The following is a 19,647-nucleotide window of genomic DNA, read 5'->3' on the forward strand; positions in this document are numbered from 1 at the left end:
TGCCGCGCCCATATTTTTTCGGCACCGGCCTTTTTTCCTTGTACTATGCTACCTGACAACCACACCACCGACCCCCTACACTCCGACGAAGCATCGGAGTCGCCGATGAACATTCTGGAGCGCCGCCTGGCCGAGATTCGTGCCAAAGAAGACCCGGCGGCTCAGCCACTGCCGCCCACCGAAGCGCCCGCCCCAGCCGCTAACGTGCCCGCCGAAACCACGGCGGCTGCGCCCTCCACTACCACCGACGAAATTACGGAGCGCCCCGCGCAAGGTACCCCACCCCTCGAAAATGCCCCCCAGGGTGCCGGTACGGCTGAGTCGCCGGCTGCTGTGGTAGCGCCCGACCAGGCGTCTACGGCCGCCGAAGCCCCCGCACGGGAAACAATATCTGAGCCCCTGGCTCGGGCCGAAGCCCACTATGGTCAGCAGAATCCGGGAGTGGAAACGGCGACGAATGCCGCGGCTCCGGCCTCCGTTACGCCCGAGCCGGAGGCTATGCCAGCCGGCCCGGTAGATGAGGCTGCCGAGGCGGTATCATCCACCCCAAATGCCCCCCAGCAGGACTCTGTCACCCCCGAGCCGGAAGCCCTGACGGGCCAACCGACTGATACAGCTACGGATGAGCCGATGGTCCCCGCTGCGCCTACTATCGCGCTTCACTCCGCTGAAGACTTGGAAAATGCCCCCGACGTAGTAGCCTCGTTGCCGACCTCAGCCACTGCTTCAGCGGCGGTAGCCGCCGAAGCCGCCGCCGCGCACGAAGGCGAGGACGAAGAGGAACTGGTAGCCGAAACCCACGGCCCCGATTTCGGCCAGCTCGATTTAGCGGCGCAGGCGTCATTCCTGCTAAATATGGTGCGCCGCCCCGATGCTCAGCGCAACCGCAAGCAGATCACTGATTTATACCGGCAGCACGAAACCGCTGTTGCCGCTGATCGTCAGCGGACGGGAGCGGCGGCGGCACCTGATGCGGAAGCAACCAACCACGGTCCGGCCGGCCACGCCGAGCTAGTGAAGGCCATGCAGGAATTCCGCGAAAGCCGCGCCCGCGATGCCCGCGCCGAGGATGAGCAGCGCGCCAAGAACTTCACGCACAAGCAGGAGTTGCTCGCCCAGCTGCGGCTGCTGGTGGAGTCGGCGGAAACAAAGGACAGCTCAGCGCGCATCAAAACGCTGCAGAACGACTGGAAGTCCACGGGTCCGGTTCCCCAGAAGGATGCCCAAGAGCTGTGGAATAGCTACCACGCCCTGCTGGATATTTACTATAATAACCGCGGCCTGTTCTTCGAGATGAAGGAGCTGGACCGCCGCCGCAACCTGGAGGCGAAGGAGGCGCTGCTGCGCCGGGCCGAAGCTCTCAGTGAGCAGCCCAGCATTAATAAGGCCTTGCAGGAGCTGCGTCAGCTCCACGAGGAGTGGAAGCACATTGGCCCAGTGCCCAATGAGCAGCGCGACGCCATCTGGCAGCGCTTTTTGCAAGCTTCGGAGCAGGTGCACGACCGTAAGAAGAACTTCCTGGATACGCGCTCGACGGAAGAAAATGCCAACCTGACCCGCAAAACGGCTTTGCTAGAGCAAATCAGGTCTTTCGGCGACTTCCAGACGGAGCGCGTGAATGAGTGGCGCGGCAAAACCGATGAGCTGCAAAAGTTGAAGGAAGAATGGGATGCCGCCGGCCTCGTACCCCGCGACAAAGCTGACCAGCTCAATAAGCAGTTCTGGGGGGCATATAAGGGCTTTTTTCAGCGCAAAAACCAGTTTTTCAAGGCCCTCGACGAAGAGAAAGGCCAGAACCTGAAGCGCAAGCTGGACCTATGCGACCAGGCCGAGGCGGCGCTGGAGAATTCTAATTGGGAAGAAGGGCGCGAAATCGTGATCCGCCTGCAAAAGGAGTGGAAGCTGATTGGCCGCGTGCCCGAAAAGCAGTCGGATAAGGTCTGGAACCGCTTCCGCACCGCTTGCGATGCTTTCTTCGACCGTAAAAACCAGGAAGTCAAGCAGCGGGAAGTCAAAGCGCAGCTGGTATCGCAGGAGCAAGCCGCCCACCTCGACCGCGTAGCCGATGCTGTAGCGGCTCTCTCCGCCGACAATCCGGGCACGCTGGAAGGTTTCCGCCAGCAGATAACCGAGTGGCGGGCTTCGGGGGCCGCCGGAGGCCCACGGGCGGAGGAGAAATTTCAGACCCTGATGGGCAAATACCTCGATATGGTGCCTAACCTTGCCTACGCCGACCGCGGCGAGCTGCTGTTTCAGCTGCAGGTCGAACGCCTCAAGTCCGGCCCCGACGCCCAGCAGGCACTCTACAAAAAGGAGCAGGGCCTGCGGCGCGACATCAACGAGTTGGAAAACGACATTGCCACGTTACAGACTAACCTTGAGTTCTTTGCGCGTTCCAAAAATGCTAACCAGCTCCGCGAGGAGTACCAGGGCCGCATCGACGAAGCCAAAGTCCGCATCGATGCGTTGAAGAAACAATTAAAAATTGTGCGCTCATAGTTGGCAAAATGGACGTGAGACACTAGTTTTGCGCCACCATTTCGCCTCCTTAGCTCAGCTGGTAGAGCAACTGACTTGTAATCAGTAGGTCGCTGGTTCGATCCCGGCAGGAGGCTCACGGTACCAAAAAACCCCTTCTACAGCATGTAGGAGGGGTTTTTTAGTAAAGAAATACGGCAGCCAGTGCTAAGAGCCAGTGGCTTCCGGCCGATGCGGTGGCTTGGTGGTGCCCGCCTATGCAGTTTGGCCGATGCGGCCAGAACGAATGTGGCGGCGCGGGTTTAACTTGCTACGAAGGCAGTAGCCGCGCTGATTCGTCTCCATCAGACAATCATTCGCGCGGCGTAGACGGCACATTGAGTTAAGATGATCTTTGACGAGAGGAAATACCTCATTTCGTAGCGCGAAGGTCAACCATTATCGATTTAGCAAGTAATAGGAAATCCTACATAGCTCACCGCGCTAACTCGACTATCCAAATTCCTTTTACCGCGTATCAGCCAACTGGCCTATTGCTTTTGTCCCCCAGGGCGTGCGGCTACTACTCGAAGCGCTGTGGAGAGCAGCCTTTGAATGCGTCACTTACTTGAGGTAAACCGTCGATTTCATGCGAGAAAATAAGATTTCTTCCCCTACTGTTTTGTCTATGTTACCTAAAGTCCGAACGGGAATTGAAGGACTGGACGAGATTACCGAAGGCGGCCTACCCGAGGGGCGCCCCACTTTGATATGCGGTAGTGCCGGGTGTGGTAAAACCCTGATGGGTATCGAGTTTCTGGTAAGGGGCGCGCTGGAGTATGGCGAGCCCGGCGTGCTAATGGCTTTCGAGGAAACCGCCGAAGAGCTCACGGCCAACGTGGCTTCTCTGGGCTTCGACCTGCCGGCCCTGCAAGCCCAGAAGCTGCTGCGGGTTGACCATGTACACGTAGACCGCTCGGAGATTGAAGAAACCGGCGAATACGATCTGGAGGGCCTGTTTATCCGGCTGGGGTACGCCATCGACTCGATTGGGGCCAAGCGCGTCGTGCTGGATACGATAGAGGCCTTGTTCGGAGGTTTTCCGAATGAAGCCGTGCTGCGCTCGGAAATCCGCCGCCTGTTTCGCTGGCTGAAAGAGAAGGGCGTGACCACCATCATCACGGCCGAGCGGGGCGATGGTACCCTCACCCGGCAAGGGCTGGAAGAGTACGTGTCGGACTGCGTGATTCTGCTGGACAACCGCGTTATCGACCAGATTACGACCCGGCGCCTGCGGGTGGTGAAGTACCGTGGCAGCACCCACGGCACCAATGAATACCCTTATTTGATCAGCGAAGACGGCATTTCGGTGCTGCCCGTTACCTCGCTCAAGCTGGAGCACGAGGTATCCGATCAGATCGTGTCTTCCGGGATTCCGGCCCTGGACGAGATGTTTGGCCGGCGGGGCTTTTACCACGGCAGCAGTATTCTGTTTACGGGTACGGCGGGCACGGCCAAAACAACGCTCGCCGCGGGGTTCGCCCATGAGGTTTGTAAACAGAATAAACGCTGCCTGTATTTTGCCTTCGAAGAATCGCCGCAGCAATTGGTGCGCAATATACGCTCCGTTGGAATCGATCTGGAGCCCTGGCTAACGCAAGGCTTATTGCACATCGAAGCCTCCCGACCTACCATGAATGGCCTGGAAAGGCATTTGGTCATTATTCATAAGCTGGTCAGGGAGATGAAACCGGATGCCGTCGTAATTGACCCGATCAGTAACCTGATCAACGTGGGCAATATGAACGAGGTGAGCAGCATGCTTACCCGGCTGATTGATTTTCTGAAGGTAAATGACATTACTGCCTTATTCACGTCTCTGATCAGCGGCGGCCGTACCAGTAAGCTGGACGCGACGGAAGAAGCGGTGTCGTCGTTGGTAGATACCTGGATCAGCGTGCGGGACCTGGAGGGAATCGGTGAGCGCAACCGCGGACTGAGCATTCTCAAGTCGCGGGGCATGTCTCACTCCAATCAGGTGCGGGAATTTATTATCACCGATCAGGGCATTCAACTACTGGATGTGGTGATAGGTCCGGCGGGCATCGTGACCGGAGCTGGCCGCCTCACCCAGCAGCTACAGGCTCAGGCGCAGGCCCTGGCCGTGCAGCAAGAGCTGGAGCGGAAGGACCGGGAGCTGGAGCGCCGCCGTCGGGTACTGGAAGCTACCATTGCCAATCTGCGCACGGAGTTTGAGTCGGTGGAGGAGGAGCTACGGCGGATAAATAATGAGGAGCAAACCCGTCAGCAGATTTTTTCGCAAGGACAAACGTCAGGCGTCAGCGAAATGCTAGCGCGCAAGGCTGACAACCAACAACATAATCAGTAAGCCCCGTATCCGGTAATGGAAACTTCCCCAGCTAGTACAACAGAAGGCATGGATAAGAACTGTTGGGAACTGCGTCTGTACATAGCCGGCCAGACCCCTAAGTCAGTGGCCGCGCTGGCCAATTTGAAAAAGTATTGTGTGCAGCACCTGCAAGGGCGCTATAAGCTGGAAGTCATTGACTTGCTAATAAACCCTCAGCTAGCCGAGGGCGACCAGATTCTGGCTATTCCGACACTGGTACGAAAAGTGCCCGTGCCCATCCGCAAGATCATCGGCGACTTATCCAATGAGGAGCGCGTCTTGGTGGGCTTGGATATTCGGGCAGTTGTAGGCATCGCAACTCACTAGAATGGAGGCAGAGGAAAGGTTGGATCGAACACCGGCGGAGGCGGAGTACGTGCTTCATTTGTATATTACCGGCGCGACGCCTAATTCCTCGCGGGCCGTACGGAATATCAAGGAAATTTGTGAGCTGTACTTAAAAGGCTGCTACGAGCTGATTATCGTGGATATTTACCAGCAGCCTGCCCTGGCCCAGCAGGAACAGCTTATCGGAGTGCCCACCCTGGTAAAAAAACGCCCCGGCCTGGTGCGCCGACTGGTGGGCGACCTCTCAAACCGGGAACGGGTGCTGGCCGCGCTGGGGCTGCCCTTACTACCCGACAGCAACAGTGAAAGCAACAATGGCTGAAAGTCCGCCCCTTACTTCCACCGACCTGATCCGTGAAAACGAGGAGCTGCGGTATCAGCTGCAGGAAGCGGAAGACCTCATTTCCGCTATTCGCTCGGGGTCGGTGGATGCGCTGGAGGTGCAGGGAACCGATGGGCCGCGCATCTTCACGCTGCAAGGTGCCGATCAGGTGTATCGCACCCTGATCGAACAGATGAGCGAAGGCGCGCTGCTGCTCAGTCAGGACGGCATTATTTTGTATGGCAACGCCAGCCTGGCTACGCTGCTCGAAGGCGCGCTGGAGGCGCTGATCGGCGGCTCCTTTGCTGACTTTATTCCATCTGACTTTAAGGAGTACTGGGGGGCTTTATTGGTAAACGGCTGGGCCGGTAAAAGCAAAGGAGAAGTGCTGCTGCGAACCAGGGCGGGGACGCTGCTGCCGTTTTCGCTGTCGATGAACGTGCTGGAATTCAATGATGCGCCCGCCCTGGCCGTTATTATCACCAGTCTGTCAGCCCAACGGGAAATCAAGGCCATTCAGGCGCGGGTAGCCGAGCAGAACGCGGTAATTGACCGCAAAAACGAAGAGCTGAAGCGGCAGGAAGCCGCCCGCCTGCTAATAGAACAGGCTGCCGCCGAAGCCAATCGAATACTGGAGGGCATTCCGCAAATTGCCTGGACGGCTAACGCGCGGGGCGAAAACACCTACCTCAACCGCCGCTGGTTTGATTACATCGGCCGGCCCAGTAGTCCGGGTTCGGACGATGAGTTTCAGGCGCGTATGCACCCCGACGACGCGGGCCCGGCCCGCACACGCTGGCAGCAGAGCCTGCGCACCGGAGAAACATTTGAGATGGAGTACCGCTTCCGCGACAGGACCGATACGTATCGCTGGATGCTGGGCCGGGCGCTACCTTCCTACAACGAGCAGGGGGCAATTATGCAGTGGATTGGTACCTACACCGACATTCACGAGCACAGGCTGGCCCTGGAGCGCATCGATCAGGCCCAGCGCCAGCTCCACGAAAACAACGAGCAGCTGACGCGCGCCAACGTAGATCTGGACAATTTTATCTATACCGCCTCGCACGACTTAAAATCGCCCATCAGCAACATTGAGGGGTTGTTGCAGGCCTTGCTGTCAGAAATGCCCCCCAGCCTTCAGGGGCAGCAGGAAGACCAGGTACAGCCCATCATGGCCATGATGCAGGACTCCGTGGAGCGGTTTAAGCGCACCATCGAACACCTGACGGAAGTAACCAAGTTACAAAAAGAGCAGATTCAGCCCCTGGCAGTGGTGAAGCTGGGGCCAGTTATTGAGGACGTGCGGCTGGATTTAGCACCGCTGCTACGCGAGTCGGGGGGCATTTTGGAGGTAGACGTGGTGGCTTGCCCGGCGGTGTCATTTGCCCAAAAAAACCTGCGTAGCGTCATCTATAACCTGCTTAGCAATGCCTTCAAGTACCGTTCGCCGGAGCGTGCGCCGCATGTGTGGCTGCGGTGCTACGAAGAGAATGACTACGCGGTGCTCACGGTGCAGGACAACGGCCTGGGCTTGGACCTGATTATTAATGAAAAGCGGCTGTTCGGGATGTTTCAGCGCCTGCACGACCATGTCGATGGCAGCGGCATCGGGCTGTACATGGTCAAGAAGATGGTGGAGAACGTGGGGGGCAAAATTGAGGTGGAGAGTGAGATAGGCGTCGGCTCTGTCTTCACGGTGTACTTCAAACGGTAGGTCGCACGCCAGTAGTAGAACGGCATCCGGAAATATTTAGCAAACAACAAGGGCCTCTCCTCATACGGAAAGGCCCTTGTTGTTTGCTGTAAAGCAGTAAAGTGTCGCCGAAGCTTACTTAGGCAGCATCACTTTGTCGATAACGTGAATGACGCCGTTGCTTTGCATCACGTCGTAGGTGGAGATGGTAGAGGTATTGCCCGACTCGTCCATCAGCACGACATTCTTAGGACCATTCATCATAGCCTTCAACGTGCCGCCGCTTACCGTTTTGAGCGAAGCAGTGCCTTTGCCCGCCTTAATGGCGGCCATGATTTTGTCGGCGGTCATGCTGCCGGCTACTACGTGGTAAGTAAGTACTTTGCTCAGCTGCGCCTTGTTCTCAGGCTTCAGCAGCGTTTCTACGGTGCCAGCGGGCAGATTTTCGAAGGCGTCATTCACGGGAGCAAATACGGTGAAAGGACCTTTGCCCTGGAGTGTCTCCACCAGGCCAGCCGCTTTTACGGCTGCTACGAGCGTGGTGTGGTCGGCAGAATTAACGGCGTTGGCTACAATGTTTTTGCTGGGCAGCATAGCCTGGCCACCTACCATTACATTGGCCATCGTCATCTGTGTTTGAGCCTGAGCCGATTGTACAGTGGCGGCACCTAGTAGGCACACAAGGGCGATAGAAAGCGTTTTACGTTTCATGTTTTAGGATGAATTGAAGGGGGTCGTTGAAGTTGACAGCATTTACGCCTCGACTGTACCAACTGGATTTACCCCCGCAGAAATATTTTCTTTTGTCTATCTACTCTCTGCCAATTCACATTAGTTGAGCTTGTTTCTGCTGTCTAAAATGGCTTGTTCAATCGCAGATGCACTGAGCACTCAAGGACTTTGTACACTGCCAAATACCCGGCTAAAAGGAAACAGCGACGGAGGAAGTGAGATTCGCATACCCCCTGATCAGGCGGCCAGCGGAGCGCGGAAAAGTGGGGTCAGAGGCGTGTAGCGCGCGGGCTTCCAGCCGAACCAGCACCTGACTGCCGGGCGCATAATCCAGATTAAGCGAGCCCCCGGCCACCAAACCGTCAGGAGCGGTGGGCGCGGGAGCGATAGAAGTAATAATAACCCCGTGCGCGGCAGCATAGTATTCGGCGCGTGCGGCCACGGCCCAGGCTTTATTGAGTTGGTAGCGCGCCAGTAAGGCCGCCGTGTGCCAGGTGTCGTAGCCGGTGGTCCGGGGGGCTTTTTGTTGTTTGCCTACGTCGAAAATGGCGGCCAGGCTTAGCCGGGACGTAGGCGAGTAGCGCAGGTAAAAATCATGGAAAAAACGGTAGCGGCGCAGAGAATCGGTGGGCTGCTCGTTGCCGAAAAAGGTGCTGGAATTGAGTTGAATTTTGTCGCTAATTTGCCACTGCACCTGGGTGCCTAATGCCTTGCCGCGGTTGTTTTCGCGGATGTTCTGCCAACCGTTGAGCACCAGGCCGGTGACGGTAAGCTGGGGGGCAAATTCGTAGGTGAAGCGCACGCCAGCTTCGTAGTAGGGCGAGTTTTCGGCCATGAGCGAGCGAGTGAGCGTCCAGTTGTCCTTGCTCAACGCCGATTCGAAGCCGATGTGGGAGGTGAAAATGCCGGCATCAAGCCAGGCGCGGGCGAAAGGCCGAAATCCGGCGTAGGCTTCGTAGACAGGCCTGAGCACAGGGTCTTCGGCGGCGTAGTTGGCCGCTACGTACGTGCCCGCGTGCAGGCCAAGCGCTCCTCGTACGCGGGCGCTCTGGTAGCGCATGCCCAGTAAAGCGTTATTTACCGCAAATTCATTCTGGCGGTCGTGGGAGTAGAGAAAGGTCGGGCGGTCGGGGGTAGGTGGCCGGGGAAAGTCGTAGCCGTAATAAGCGTCCATAAACCCATAGAAGGAGAGCGGATGAGGCGGTGAAGCTACGCTGGAGTCAGACGCGGCCGACGACGTTTGGGCCAGTGCCAGGCCGTTGGGCAGCAGACTCAGTAAACTAAATAGCGGAAACCAGAACTTCATAGAAAAGGGCAGGCGCGGGATAAGCCGGGACGGGTTTAAGTTGAACGTTGGCAATAAACGCTTCTACGAATGAATGGCTCTTTACGCCTGAGTTTGCAGGTAACCCATAGTCGAATGGCAGCTCAACGGAGACAATGTTGCCTGGAGGAGCTAAATTTGACACCTTCGTGCTATGCTTATGTAGCTGCCCACCTCAATTTCTGACTCCTTGACCGCTCCGCAATTCCTCATAGAAGTTTCGACGCCCGAGCACGCCCGCGAATTCCGGGAGTTTCCGGTGCGTTTGTATCGCGCCGACTCCACCTACATCCGCCCCCTCGACAAGGATATTGACCAGGTATTTGATACCAAAAAGAACAAGTATTTCCGCGCTGGTGAGCTTACGCGCTGGCTGTTGCAGGATGGTCAGGGCCAGACCATTGGGCGGGTGGCGGCTTTTATTAATACGCGCACGGCCCGCACCTTTGAGCAGCCCACGGGCGGCATGGGCTTTTTTGAGTGCATCGACGACCAAGCGGCCGCCAACACCTTGCTCGATGCCTGCCGCGCCTGGCTGGCGGAGCGCGGTATGGAGGCCATGGATGGCCCCATCAACTTCGGCGACCGGGACCAGTGGTGGGGCCTGCTCATCGACAACTTCGGTGCCCCGCTCTACGGGCAGAACTACAACCCGCCCTACTACCGCCGCCTGCTGGAAACCTACGGCTTTGAGCGGTATTTCAATCAGTTTACTTACTTCCGTAAAGTAATTGACCCCCTCTCGCCGGAGTACCAGGAAAAGGCCCAGCGCATGTTTCAGAACCCGAAGTACACCTTCGAGCACCTGCGCCTGAAGCAGCTGGAAAAGTATGCCGAGGACTTTCGGGTAGTTTATAACCAAGCCTGGGTGAAGCACGACGGCGTGAAGGAAATGCGGCCCGAGCAGTCGCGCAGCATTATGAAGAAGCTGCGCCCCGTGATTGACGAAAAAGGCTGCTGGTTTGCCTATTACGAAGGCGAGCCGGTTGGCTTTTTCATTGCATTGCCAGAGCTGAATGAGCTGTTCCGGCACGTAAACGGCAACCTGAACTGGCTGGGCAAGCTCAAATTTGCCTACCACCGCTGGCGTGGCTCCGTGCGTACGCTCACCGGCATTGCCTTCGGTATCGCGCCCGCCCACCAGCGCCGGGGCGTGGAGGCGGCCATGGTGCTCGCGGTTTCCAAAGTGGTGCAGGACCGCAGCAAAGTGCAGTACGAGGATTTTGTGATGAACTGGATCGGCGACTTTAACCCGCGCATGATGGCCGTAGCCGAGCAGATCGGCGGCAAGATCTGGCGCACCCACGCCACGTTCCGCTACCTGTTCGACCGCGAAAAGGAGTTCAAGCGCGCCCCGATTATTAAGTGAGGTGGTGAAATGGTGAAGTTGTTTCAAAGCAAAAAAGCCCCCCAGAATACTCTGGGGGGCTTTTTTGACTGAGTAGGGGGCAAAGGCTTCCATGGGCGTATCTCACCACCTCACCACTTAAAACACATAGCCAACGCTGGCCGTGATGTTGCGGGGCAGGATGGGGCGCACCAGGTTGTAGCTGTTCTGGGCGCGGGTGCGGCCGTTGGCATCTATCGTGTCCAGCGTTTCCTGCGACAGGTTCTCGCCGTTGCGGGCGGCCGCGTCGCCGAAGCCGAGCTTGTTGAGCAGGTTAGAGGCCTGCACCCGCAGCTGTACGCCTTCGAGCGTGCCGCCGAAGTTGTAGCCCAGGCCGGCAAACAGTACGCCGTAGGAGGGCAGCTGAATGGTGTTGCGCTTGTTGGCGTAGCGCTCCCCGAACCAGCGGTAGTTGGCAAACACGTCGAAGCCTTTGAAGCTGTAGTCGGCGCCGCCTTCCAGCAGCAGGTCGGGCGTGTCTTCCAAGCGGTTGCCTTCAAAGCTGATTACCTCGTCATCGTTGGGGTTGGCGCTAGTGCCTTTGTTGTCGGTGAAGCGGAAGTCGACGAAGCGGGGGCGCTGCACCGTGCCGATGCCGCGCAGGGTCAGGCCGGCTGCGGGCGAGTAAGTACCTTCCAGCTCCACGCCCAGGTTATCGACCTTGCCCCGGTCCTGGGTCAGCGAGAAACCACCGTCGGGGTTGGACAGCTGGATAGTGAAGGGAATGTTGTTATTCTCGCTGTAGAACGGCACCACGGCCAGGCTTACCTTGTTCGTGGCCACGCGCACGCCCATTTCGGCCTGAATAACGCGCTGCACGCCGCCGCGCAGGGTGCTGTTGCCAGTGGGGTCGTTGGTATCGACGCCGTAGGCAAACTGGTCGTTGGAGGGGGCTACGCCCGAGTTGCTGAAGCGGGCAAACGTGGCCAGCTTATCGGAGAACTTATAATTGCCCCCCAACGAGTAGTTGACCGTGTGGAAGCGGAAGCTCCAGGTGCGCAGCTCGTCGGTATTCTGCAAAAACCGGTTGTCGTAGAAGGTGCGGTACTGGCCGTCGAGGCCGCCGTTGGAGCCGCCGAAGCGGTTAGCGGTCGAGGGTGCCCCTACGAAGCGGGTAAACCTGACATCCGGGTTGTTCAGGATGGCCGTTTTGGGGGAGCGGCCCTCGGCGTGGGTGGTTTCCAGGCGCAGGCCGCCATCGAGGCGCAGCTTATCCGTGATTTTCCACTCGTCGCCGGCGTAGTAGCTCAGCACCTGGGTCGTATTGGTCGAGTTGAACAGAATCCCGTCGCCGAAGCTGTAGAACAGGAAGCCGTTGTTGGTTACCTCGATGGGCTGCCCGCCAAACAGCGGCCCGGCCGTGGGAAAGCTCAAATTAAGCAAACGCGGCCGATCAGCCACTTCCTGCACCACCAGGTTGTAGCTCAGGCGCTCCTTGATGGTGTAGCGGCTGGCGTAGAAGCCGGCCGTGAGCTGGTGCTGGCCGGCGGTTTTCTGCAGGCGCAGGTTGTTGATGACGTTGGTGGCCGGCTTATCATCGGGGAAAATACCGGCGATGTTCACCAGGCCGTTGCCGTTGAGCGAGGCAATATCCACGGGGGTATTCGTGGGGTCGTCGGCGTAGGAGAAGCGCGGCGAGTTCACCTGCACCCCGAACGGAGCCAGGCCGCGGTACTGGGCCGCGAACGAGGTGCCGGGTACGGGCGGCTGAATGTCGTACACGCCGTCGGTGCTCAGATTGGCGTCGAGCAGGCGGGCGTTGTCGGTGAGCGTGAAGCCGTTGCCCAGATCAAAGAACACCTCCGAGCTGATGGACTTGTAGCGGGTGTGCTGGCCGTTGGCCAGATCGCGCTCCAGGCGGCCTTCGCCGTTGCTGAACGGGTTCGGGATGCTGGTGCGGCGCTGAAACTCCGAGTACATGGTGCCGCGCCGCAGGTCGGGCCCGCCGGGGATGCGCTGCGGGTCGTTCAGATTCTGGTACGGCACGCTGGTGTAGTAGGCCACCCGGTCATTCAGGTATTTGCCGTAGAGGCGCACGTAGCCGTTTTTCAGGGTGTAGGTCACGTTGGCCTTCACGCCGCCGCCCACGTTGGCTGGGAAGCCCGCGTGCTTCACACCCACGTCGTAGCGGTAGAAGCCGCCGATATTGAACTTGAAGGGCGTGCCCGCGATGGGGCCGCCCACGTTGGCGTCAATCCGTTGCAGACCGCCGAGCTGAGCCAGACCCTTGCGGTCGGAGTAGAAGCCCTGGTCGCCGCCGGTGAGGCGCACGATGCCGCCAATCTTGGGGCCGCTGCCCGTTTTGCTCAGAAAGTTGACGATGCCGCCGGGGGCGTTGTTGGCAAAAATGCCCGCCGAGCCGCCCCGCACCACTTCCAGCCGGTCGATGGTTTCATCGACGCGGAAGTGAATATCAGTTTTAGCAAAGGTCAGGGAGCCCGCTTCGAGCAGGGGCAGGCCGTCTTCCATCAGCTGTAAAAAGCCGAAGCCGGCTTCCGCGTTGGAAGGCAGGCCCCTGGGCGACACGCTGTTGGCGGCCTCGCCACCGTCGGAGTTTACCCGAAAGCCCGGCACGGCCATCAGCAGGTCGGCGGTGCCGCGCGAGACGCGGTTCTGGATCTGCCGGTTGCTGAGCGTGGTTACGGCTACCGAGCTTTCCAGCTTGGTCTGCGGGTTGAAGGTGCCCGTCACCACCACGCCGTTCAGGTTCAGCGCGTCGGTGGCCAGGTTGGCGTTGACCACCGCGGCCTGCGTACCGTCCAGGGCCAGGGTTTGGGTGGCGGCGCGGTAGCCCAGATAGCTGGCCGTGAGCGTGTAGGTGCCGGCCGGGATGCCCGATAGCTCAAACTGGCCCTGGGCATCGGTGGTGGTGGTGCGGCCTGAGGGTACCAGCACGATAGTCGCGCCGGACAAAGGCTGGCCGCTGGCGTCGCGGATCTGGCCGCTGACGCGGCTGGCCGTGTCCTGGGCCAGCGTGGGCGCTACGGCGAGGCACACAAGAGCCACGCCCGGCAGCAAACGCTGGTAAAGGGTAGAGGTTAGAAACATAAAATAGGAGGGGGAAAGCGCCCCTGGGGGGCAAAAGCTGGGCTGAAATACGCGGCCGGAACGCAACTGGATTGCGAGGCGGCCGGAAAGTTATACTGTATTTTCCGAAAGCTGAACCATTATTTGCCCCTGATCAGTTGAGGCTGACCCACTTCGCGGAGATCAAACAGCGCAAGCCGGACTTGGTTTGCCGGCATTCTGGCTAAATAATATAAAGCTGCCTGGGCGGCGGCGGCCTCATTTACTATCGTTTACTTTGCGCCTGCCAACCCACCTGGGGGGCATTTCGCGTAGGTTGACCCTGGCCGAGCGCCTTTCCTTATCCTTCATTCCTTGTTTGTTCTTCCTCCCTGTATGAGCCCCCTGTCCCGACTGGCCATTTTCGGCCTGCTGCTGTTTACCGCGGCCTGCCAAAGCGGCTGCGCCTACGTGCGCTACTTCACCCCCCTCAACCCGACCTCCAAAGACAGCCGGCCCGTGAGCCATGCGCCCTGGGATGCGCTGCTGCAAAAGCACGTAAACGAGCAGGGCATGGTGAACTACGCCGCTTTTCAGGCCGATAGCGCGGCTCTGAACACGTATCTGACCACGCTCAGCGACAACCTGCCCAGCGACCAGTGGAGCGACCAGGAGCGTCTGGCCTATTGGCTGAACGCCTACAATGCCTTCACCATTCAGCGCGTCCTGCGGGCCTATCCGCTCAAGAGCATTAAGGACTTGGGCGGCGACAAAACCCTGGTTAATACCGTCTGGGACCAGCCCTTCATCCGCCTCGGCAACGACAAGCACACGCTCAACGACATCGAGCAGCGCATCATCCGCAAGCGATTCGAGGAGCCGCGCATTCACTTCGCGCTGGTGTGCGCGGCCATGTCGTGCCCCAAGCTGCGCAATGAGGCCTACGTAGCCGCCCGCCTCAACCAGCAGCTCGACGAGCAGGCCACGGAGTTTGTGAACAACCCGGCCAAGAACAAGCTCACCCCGGCCGATAAGCCCGAAGTGTCGAGTATTTTCAGCTACTACCCCAAGGACTTCGCGAAGGATGGCAACTCCATTCAAAAAACCATCAACCGCTACGCCACCCAAAAAATCAATCCCGACGCTACGCTGAGCTATATGACCTACGACTGGGCGCTGAACGAGCAGGGAAAGTAGCTCCGCTGCCCTCAGGCCCGATTGCCCATCGAAAAAGCCCCCCGGAATACGTTCCGGGGGGCTTTTTCGTACGGTTGAGCTGGGTGGCAGGAAAAAAATAAATAGTGGCCAGAAAGCAATGTGGAAATAATATAATGAGCTTTATTTTTAAGGCGTGATTAACGCATATTGAGCTTGAAATAATGAATAAAATTATTTTTTGATAAAATACTTAATTGACATGATTTAATATAAATAATAAACATTGGCAGAACAGTAACGTACAACTAAATATATAAAAAACAATTTGCCGTATTTTTAAATCTAAGCTTTTTACCTATGAAAACGTTACATCCGATTCTACTGCTCCTGTTTTTCGCGCTGTTCGCTACGGGCTGCACCCGGCAGCCCGCCGTCACTGTGGGCGCCGACCAGCGCGGTGGCCCCAACCCGACTGCCGGGGCGAGCACATACGTCACTACCTCCACCGATAGTCCCGACTTCAGCAAGTACAAAACGTACTCTTGGGCAAGCCAAGTAAGCGACCCGCAAAACAGTAGCTATTTTCTTAATGATCTGTTATTTAAGGTAATGCTACGCGACGCTGTAGAGCATGAGATGGTCAGCCGTGGCTACACGTACCAACCTACGGGCGGCGATCTGGTAGTCAATTTCCGGACGTTCGATGAGCCGGTTGAAATTGTAAGCAACACCAATCTAGGCGATGCTTACTGGGCTTCGACCGAGACGTATACCAACAACGATCAGCGTAAAATCAGCCTAGATAAGGGCAGTATTTTGGTTCAGATGGTTGATCGGGAAAAAGGAGTTGGCGTGTGGCAGGGTTATGCTTCGGGCCTCACCGATGGTAATCTTTTTAATAAAAACAAAGACAAAGTATATGTTGCCGTTGGTCAGATTTTCGAGCAATATAACCATCGAGCTGATAAATTATAATTCTTGATAGTATTCCACAAATTAAAAAAGGGCAAAACATATGTTTTGCCCTTTTTTAATTTGTGCTTTTATTCGGATTGTATAGAAGACAAGCTGAGCAGTAAAGATCCACACCTTATACCTTTCTAACTATACTGCCGTGCACGAATCTTTCTTGGGGCCACTGCTGTTTATCTATCTTCGCAACCTACTCTTACTTTACAGACGGCAACTGCTGCTTTTTCTTTGCTATTACCTTCCAATTTCGAACATAAAATAGGCTTCACGCAGCTGCGTGAGATGTTGGACTCCTTGTGTCTGAGTGCTTTAGGCCGGCATTTTGTCGCCAAGATGCAGTTTCAGACCAAGCACGATCAGCTCCAGAAGCTGCTGCTCCAAACCGACGAGTTCCGCGTCCTGCTCCAGTCGGGCGCCGACTTCCCCAGCCAACACTACCACGACGTGCACCCTCATCTGGTGCGCGCCAGCATACCGGGCTCCTACCTGGAGGTAACGGCTTTTTTTGCCCTGAAGATGAGCTTACGCACCATCCGTCAGGCGCTTACTTTCTTCACTCAGGCCGAGGAATCACTGTATCCGACCCTGCGTTTGCTGGGCATCGGGGTGCAGGTAGACCGCAACCTGCTGCTGGCCCTGGACAAAGTGGTGGACGACGAAGGCCAGGTGCGCGACAACGCCTCGCCGCTGCTCATGCACTTAAAGCAGGAGCTGATTGCCCGTCAGGGCCAGCTGCGCAAGCAGATTGCCGGCATCCTGCGCCACGCCAAAACCGAAGGCTGGATTCCCGGTGATGCCGAGCCCACCATTCGTGGGGGGCGTTTGGTGCTGCCCGTTATTGCCGAGCACAAGCGCCGGGTCAAAGGTCTGATTCATGACGAGTCGGCTTCGGGCCAGACGGTGTTCATTGAACCGGAGGCGGTTTTTGAGCTGAATAACGACATCAAGGACCTCGAAAACGCCTACCAGCGCGAGCTCATCCGCATCCTGACCCAGCTCACTGACCAGCTGCGGCCCCACATCCCGGACTTGCGTAAAGCGTACCAATACTTGGGCTTGTTGGATTTTGTTCGGGCCAAAGCTTTGCTGGCGAGTCGTCTGGAGGCATCTCTGCCCACACTGAACCCGCGTCCGCTGATTAAGTGGCAGAAAGTGCGCCATCCGCTGCTGTATCTCACGTTTCGGGAGCAGCCCAAAGAAACCCGGCGCGAGGTGGTGCCCCTGAGCATCGACCTGCACCCCGAGCAGCGCATCCTGCTGATTTCGGGGCCGAACGCGGGGGGCAAATCCGTGGCCATGAAGACGGTGGGACTGGTGCAGTATATGCTGCAATGCGGCCTGCTCATCCCGGCTGGCGATGGCTCGGAGGCGGGCGTATTCGAGGATATTTTTCTGGATATCGGCGACGAGCAAAGCCTGGAAAATGACTTGAGTACCTACTCCTCGCACCTGCTGAGCATGAAGCAGTTTCTGCTATTCGCCGGCAAGCGCAGCTTGGTACTCATCGACGAGTTTGGTACCGGCACCGAGCCGGCCCTGGGCGGAGCCATCGCCGAGGCCGTGCTCGACCAGCTCAACCAGGCCCGCAGCTACGGCGTGATTACGACCCACTACACCAACCTGAAAAACTTCGCCGAGCGGACGCCCGGCATCGTGAACGGGGCCATGCGCTACGACCCGCAGCGCTTGCAGCCGCTGTATCGGTTGGAAATTGGTAAGCCGGGTTCTTCGTTTGCCATTGAAATTGCCCGCAAGATTGGCTTGCCGGCCCAGCTTGTGGAGCGCGCTACCCAACTCGTGGGCAAGGATAAAATCCGCTACGACCGCCTGTTGGAAGGCCTGGAGAAGGAAAAAGCCGACTTGGAGCAGCGCACCGCCGAAGCCGAAAAGCAGGAGCGGCGCTTAAAAAAAGCCGCCCAGGAATACCAGGACCTCAAGCGCCACCTGGAGGACACCCGCCTCGACGTGCTGCGCGATGCCAAAGCCAAAGCCAAGCTGCTGCTCAAGGATACGAACCAGCAGATTGAGGCCACCATCCAGGAAATCCGCACCGCTCAGGCCGACAAGGAGCAAACCAAGCAGGCCCGCCAGAAGCTGGACGACTACGTAAAAAAAGAGCTGCAAATCGAGCCGCCCAAAGCCCGCCCCACCCGCGAAACCGCCGACGCGGCCACCCTGCGGCCCGGTGACAAAGTGGCCCTCATCGGCCAGGATGGCTACGGCGAAATCATGAGCCTGAAAGGCAAGACGGCCGAAGTGTCCTTCGGCGGCATGAAAACCATTGTCAAAATCGATCAGCTCGAAAAGCTGGGCCGGGCTGAAATAAAGGAGCGGGAGAAAAAAGCCGAAAGAAATGCCCCCCAAAGCTCCGGCCTGAACATGACCGGCCGCATGGCCAACTTCAGTCCCAACCTGGACCTGCGCGGCGAGCGAGCCGAAGACGCCCTGCAAAAAGTAATGGCCTTCGTCGACGACGCGGTGATGCTGGGCATTCCCGAAATCAAGTTCGTGCACGGCCGCGGCAACGGCATCCTCCGCCAGATCACCCGCGACTACCTGCGCTCTGTGCGCTCCGTGGCCAGCGTGGCTGATGAGCATGCGGAACGCGGCGGGGATGGGGCGACGGTGGCGGTGCTGAAGTAGCCTGAGTTATGGTTATAAAGTCATTTTAAACTAAAACTAGGCGGTCATGCTTCGGCTCCGCCTCTGCATGACGTTCAAGTGAAATAGACGGTACGCATAAAAGGGCCCCCAGATGTATTTGGGGGCCCTTTTATGCAGCAAAACGACCTTACATAATATTCACCTCCGGGTGCAGCTCCACGCCGAACTTCTCCCGCACGGAGGCAATAATCTCGTGGGCCAGATCCCGGATATTTGCCCCCTGCGCGCCGCCGTGGTTTACCAGCACCAAGGCTTGATTCTCGTGCACGCCGTGGGAACCAAAGCGCCGGCCTTTCCAGCCGCACTGCTCGATGAGCCAGGCGGCGGGTACTTTTACGCCGCCGGGCATGGGGTAGCCGGGCAGGTCGGGAAACTGGGTTTTCAGCTCGTCGAACTTAAACTGGGAGAGTTCGGGGTTTTTGAAAAAGCTGCCCGCGTTGCCGATCTGGGCGGGGTCGGGGAGCTTGCTGCGGCGGATGCGGATGACGGCCTCGCTTACGTCCTGGGGCGTGGGGTCGGCTTCGATGCCCATGTCGGCCAGAGTGGTGCGCAGGGCCCCATAGCTGATGTTGAGCGCGTGCTTGCGCTGGAGGCGCAGCACCACGCTGGTCACGATAAACTGGTTTTTGAGTGGGCCTTTGAACACGCTTTCGCGGTAGCCGAAGCCGCACTCTTCGCGGGTGAAGGTGCGCAGGCGGCCCGTGCTGGTTTCCAGCGCTTCGAGGTGGTCGAAGGTGTCCTGCAATTCGGCTCCGTAGGCGCCAATGTTCTGCAAGGGTGCCGCACCCACCGTGCCCGGTATCAGCGATAGGTTCTCGATGCCGCTCAGGTTTTGCCCCAGCGTGTACTGCACCATGCCGTGCCACGATTCGCCGGCCCCGGCGCGCACCAGAGCCGTATCGGCGTCTTCATCCTGGGCAATGACTTCCAGACCCTGAATTTCATTCTTGAGCACCACACCGTCGAAATCCTGGGTGAAAAGCAGGTTGCTGCCCCCGCCGAGAATGAGCTTTTCCGCTTGCTGCACTTCGGGCAAGGCCAGTAAAGCGCGTAGCTCCTCGACGCTACGGAAGCGAGCGAACAGGCGAGCCTTGACGTCGATGCCGAAGGTATTGTAGGGGTGGAGAGAAACGTCGTGTTCGAGAAGGGAGACCGAGGACATAGGGAAAGC

General features: G+C 58.1%; 13 protein-coding genes and 1 tRNA gene. 10 read left to right on the top strand and 4 right to left on the bottom strand.

The features are described 5' to 3' along the window. Positions 1-45 precede the first annotated feature (45 nt). From B9A24_RS16760 to B9A24_RS16785, 6 genes are all read left to right on the top strand, one after another. Positions 46-2,499: a DUF349 domain-containing protein gene (locus tag B9A24_RS16760; RefSeq protein WP_084447170.1), complete on the top strand. Its 2,454-nt coding sequence runs from the start codon at positions 46-48 to the stop codon at positions 2,497-2,499. A 43-nt stretch (positions 2,500-2,542) separates the two neighbouring features. After that, positions 2,543-2,615, top strand: a tRNA-Thr gene (locus B9A24_RS16765). Positions 2,616-3,145: 530 nt separating this feature from the next. Continuing rightward, positions 3,146-4,846: a circadian clock protein KaiC gene (gene kaiC / locus B9A24_RS16770; RefSeq protein WP_234997403.1), complete on the top strand. Its 1,701-nt coding sequence runs from the start codon at positions 3,146-3,148 to the stop codon at positions 4,844-4,846. Between the two features lie 15 nt (positions 4,847-4,861). Beyond that, positions 4,862-5,194, top strand: a complete 333-nt coding sequence (locus B9A24_RS16775; RefSeq protein WP_234997405.1) for a circadian clock KaiB family protein — start codon at positions 4,862-4,864, stop codon at positions 5,192-5,194. Position 5,195: 1 nt separating this feature from the next. Next, the gene (locus B9A24_RS16780) at positions 5,196-5,537 is read left to right on the top strand and encodes a circadian clock KaiB family protein (RefSeq protein WP_084447173.1); all 342 of its coding nucleotides are present in this window, start codon (positions 5,196-5,198) and stop codon (positions 5,535-5,537) included. Then, on the top strand, positions 5,530-7,254 hold the full coding sequence (locus B9A24_RS16785) for an ATP-binding protein (protein ID WP_084447174.1): 1,725 nt from the start codon (positions 5,530-5,532) through the stop codon (positions 7,252-7,254). The genes B9A24_RS16780 and B9A24_RS16785 overlap by 8 nt, the downstream gene beginning before the upstream one ends. A gap of 114 nt (positions 7,255-7,368) precedes the next feature. On the opposite strand, the gene B9A24_RS16790 is transcribed toward B9A24_RS16785, so the two are convergent. Continuing rightward, positions 7,369-7,944, bottom strand: coding sequence for a fasciclin domain-containing protein (locus B9A24_RS16790; protein WP_084447175.1), 576 nt, complete (start codon positions 7,942-7,944; stop codon positions 7,369-7,371). Positions 7,945-8,155: 211 nt separating this feature from the next. After that, a complete protein-coding gene (locus tag B9A24_RS16795; RefSeq protein ID WP_084447176.1) occupies positions 8,156-9,271 on the bottom strand; it encodes a porin in 1,116 nt (371 codons plus the stop codon). A gap of 208 nt (positions 9,272-9,479) precedes the next feature. Here B9A24_RS16795 and B9A24_RS16800 point away from each other — a divergent pair, with 208 nt between their 5' ends. Further along, positions 9,480-10,658, top strand: coding sequence for a GNAT family N-acetyltransferase (locus tag B9A24_RS16800; RefSeq protein ID WP_084447177.1), 1,179 nt, complete (start codon positions 9,480-9,482; stop codon positions 10,656-10,658). A 117-nt stretch (positions 10,659-10,775) separates the two neighbouring features. Here the strand turns inward: B9A24_RS16800 and B9A24_RS16805 are convergent, their stop codons facing one another. After that, positions 10,776-13,724 carry a TonB-dependent receptor gene (locus B9A24_RS16805; RefSeq protein WP_084447178.1) on the bottom strand — a complete coding sequence of 983 codons (2,949 nt, stop codon included), beginning with the start codon at positions 13,722-13,724 and terminating at the stop codon, positions 10,776-10,778. A 354-nt stretch (positions 13,725-14,078) separates the two neighbouring features. On the opposite strand from B9A24_RS16805, the gene B9A24_RS16810 reads away from it, so the two are divergent. The 3 genes from B9A24_RS16810 to B9A24_RS16820 all read left to right on the top strand — a co-directional run bounded on the left by B9A24_RS16810 (position 14,079) and on the right by B9A24_RS16820 (position 18,455). After that, entirely contained in the window at positions 14,079-14,879 is an 801-nt protein-coding gene (locus B9A24_RS16810) for a DUF547 domain-containing protein (RefSeq protein ID WP_084447179.1), read from the top strand. A 318-nt stretch (positions 14,880-15,197) separates the two neighbouring features. Next, positions 15,198-15,815, top strand: coding sequence for a DUF4136 domain-containing protein (locus B9A24_RS16815; protein ID WP_084447180.1), 618 nt, complete (start codon positions 15,198-15,200; stop codon positions 15,813-15,815). A gap of 225 nt (positions 15,816-16,040) precedes the next feature. Then, a complete protein-coding gene (locus B9A24_RS16820; RefSeq protein ID WP_084447181.1) occupies positions 16,041-18,455 on the top strand; it encodes an endonuclease MutS2 in 2,415 nt (804 codons plus the stop codon). A 148-nt stretch (positions 18,456-18,603) separates the two neighbouring features. Here the strand turns inward: B9A24_RS16820 and murB are convergent, their stop codons facing one another. Continuing rightward, positions 18,604-19,638: a UDP-N-acetylmuramate dehydrogenase gene (gene murB, locus B9A24_RS16825; protein WP_084447182.1), complete on the bottom strand. Its 1,035-nt coding sequence runs from the start codon at positions 19,636-19,638 to the stop codon at positions 18,604-18,606. Positions 19,639-19,647: the final 9 nt, after the last annotated feature.

It is taken from the genome of Hymenobacter roseosalivarius DSM 11622 (assembly GCF_900176135.1).
GTDB lineage: Bacteria > Bacteroidota > Bacteroidia > Cytophagales > Hymenobacteraceae > Hymenobacter > Hymenobacter roseosalivarius.

What these genes read in the sequence shown, in the direction of transcription:
- kaiC (WP_234997403.1), top strand. Translation starts at nt 3,146, where the DNA reads ATGTTACCTAAAGTCCGAACGGGAATTGAAGGACTGGACGAGATTACC.
- B9A24_RS16780 (WP_084447173.1), top strand. Translation starts at nt 5,196, where the DNA reads ATGGAGGCAGAGGAAAGGTTGGATCGAACACCGGCGGAGGCGGAGTAC.
- B9A24_RS16805 (WP_084447178.1), bottom strand. Translation starts at nt 13,724, where the DNA reads ATGTTTCTAACCTCTACCCTTTACCAGCGTTTGCTGCCGGGCGTGGCT.
- B9A24_RS16810 (WP_084447179.1), top strand. Translation starts at nt 14,079, where the DNA reads ATGAGCCCCCTGTCCCGACTGGCCATTTTCGGCCTGCTGCTGTTTACC.
- B9A24_RS16785 (WP_084447174.1), top strand. Translation starts at nt 5,530, where the DNA reads ATGGCTGAAAGTCCGCCCCTTACTTCCACCGACCTGATCCGTGAAAAC.
- B9A24_RS16795 (WP_084447176.1), bottom strand. Translation starts at nt 9,271, where the DNA reads ATGAAGTTCTGGTTTCCGCTATTTAGTTTACTGAGTCTGCTGCCCAAC.
- B9A24_RS16760 (WP_084447170.1), top strand. Translation starts at nt 46, where the DNA reads ATGCTACCTGACAACCACACCACCGACCCCCTACACTCCGACGAAGCA.
- B9A24_RS16775 (WP_234997405.1), top strand. Translation starts at nt 4,862, where the DNA reads ATGGAAACTTCCCCAGCTAGTACAACAGAAGGCATGGATAAGAACTGT.
- B9A24_RS16815 (WP_084447180.1), top strand. Translation starts at nt 15,198, where the DNA reads ATGAAAACGTTACATCCGATTCTACTGCTCCTGTTTTTCGCGCTGTTC.
- B9A24_RS16790 (WP_084447175.1), bottom strand. Translation starts at nt 7,944, where the DNA reads ATGAAACGTAAAACGCTTTCTATCGCCCTTGTGTGCCTACTAGGTGCC.
- murB (WP_084447182.1), bottom strand. Translation starts at nt 19,638, where the DNA reads ATGTCCTCGGTCTCCCTTCTCGAACACGACGTTTCTCTCCACCCCTAC.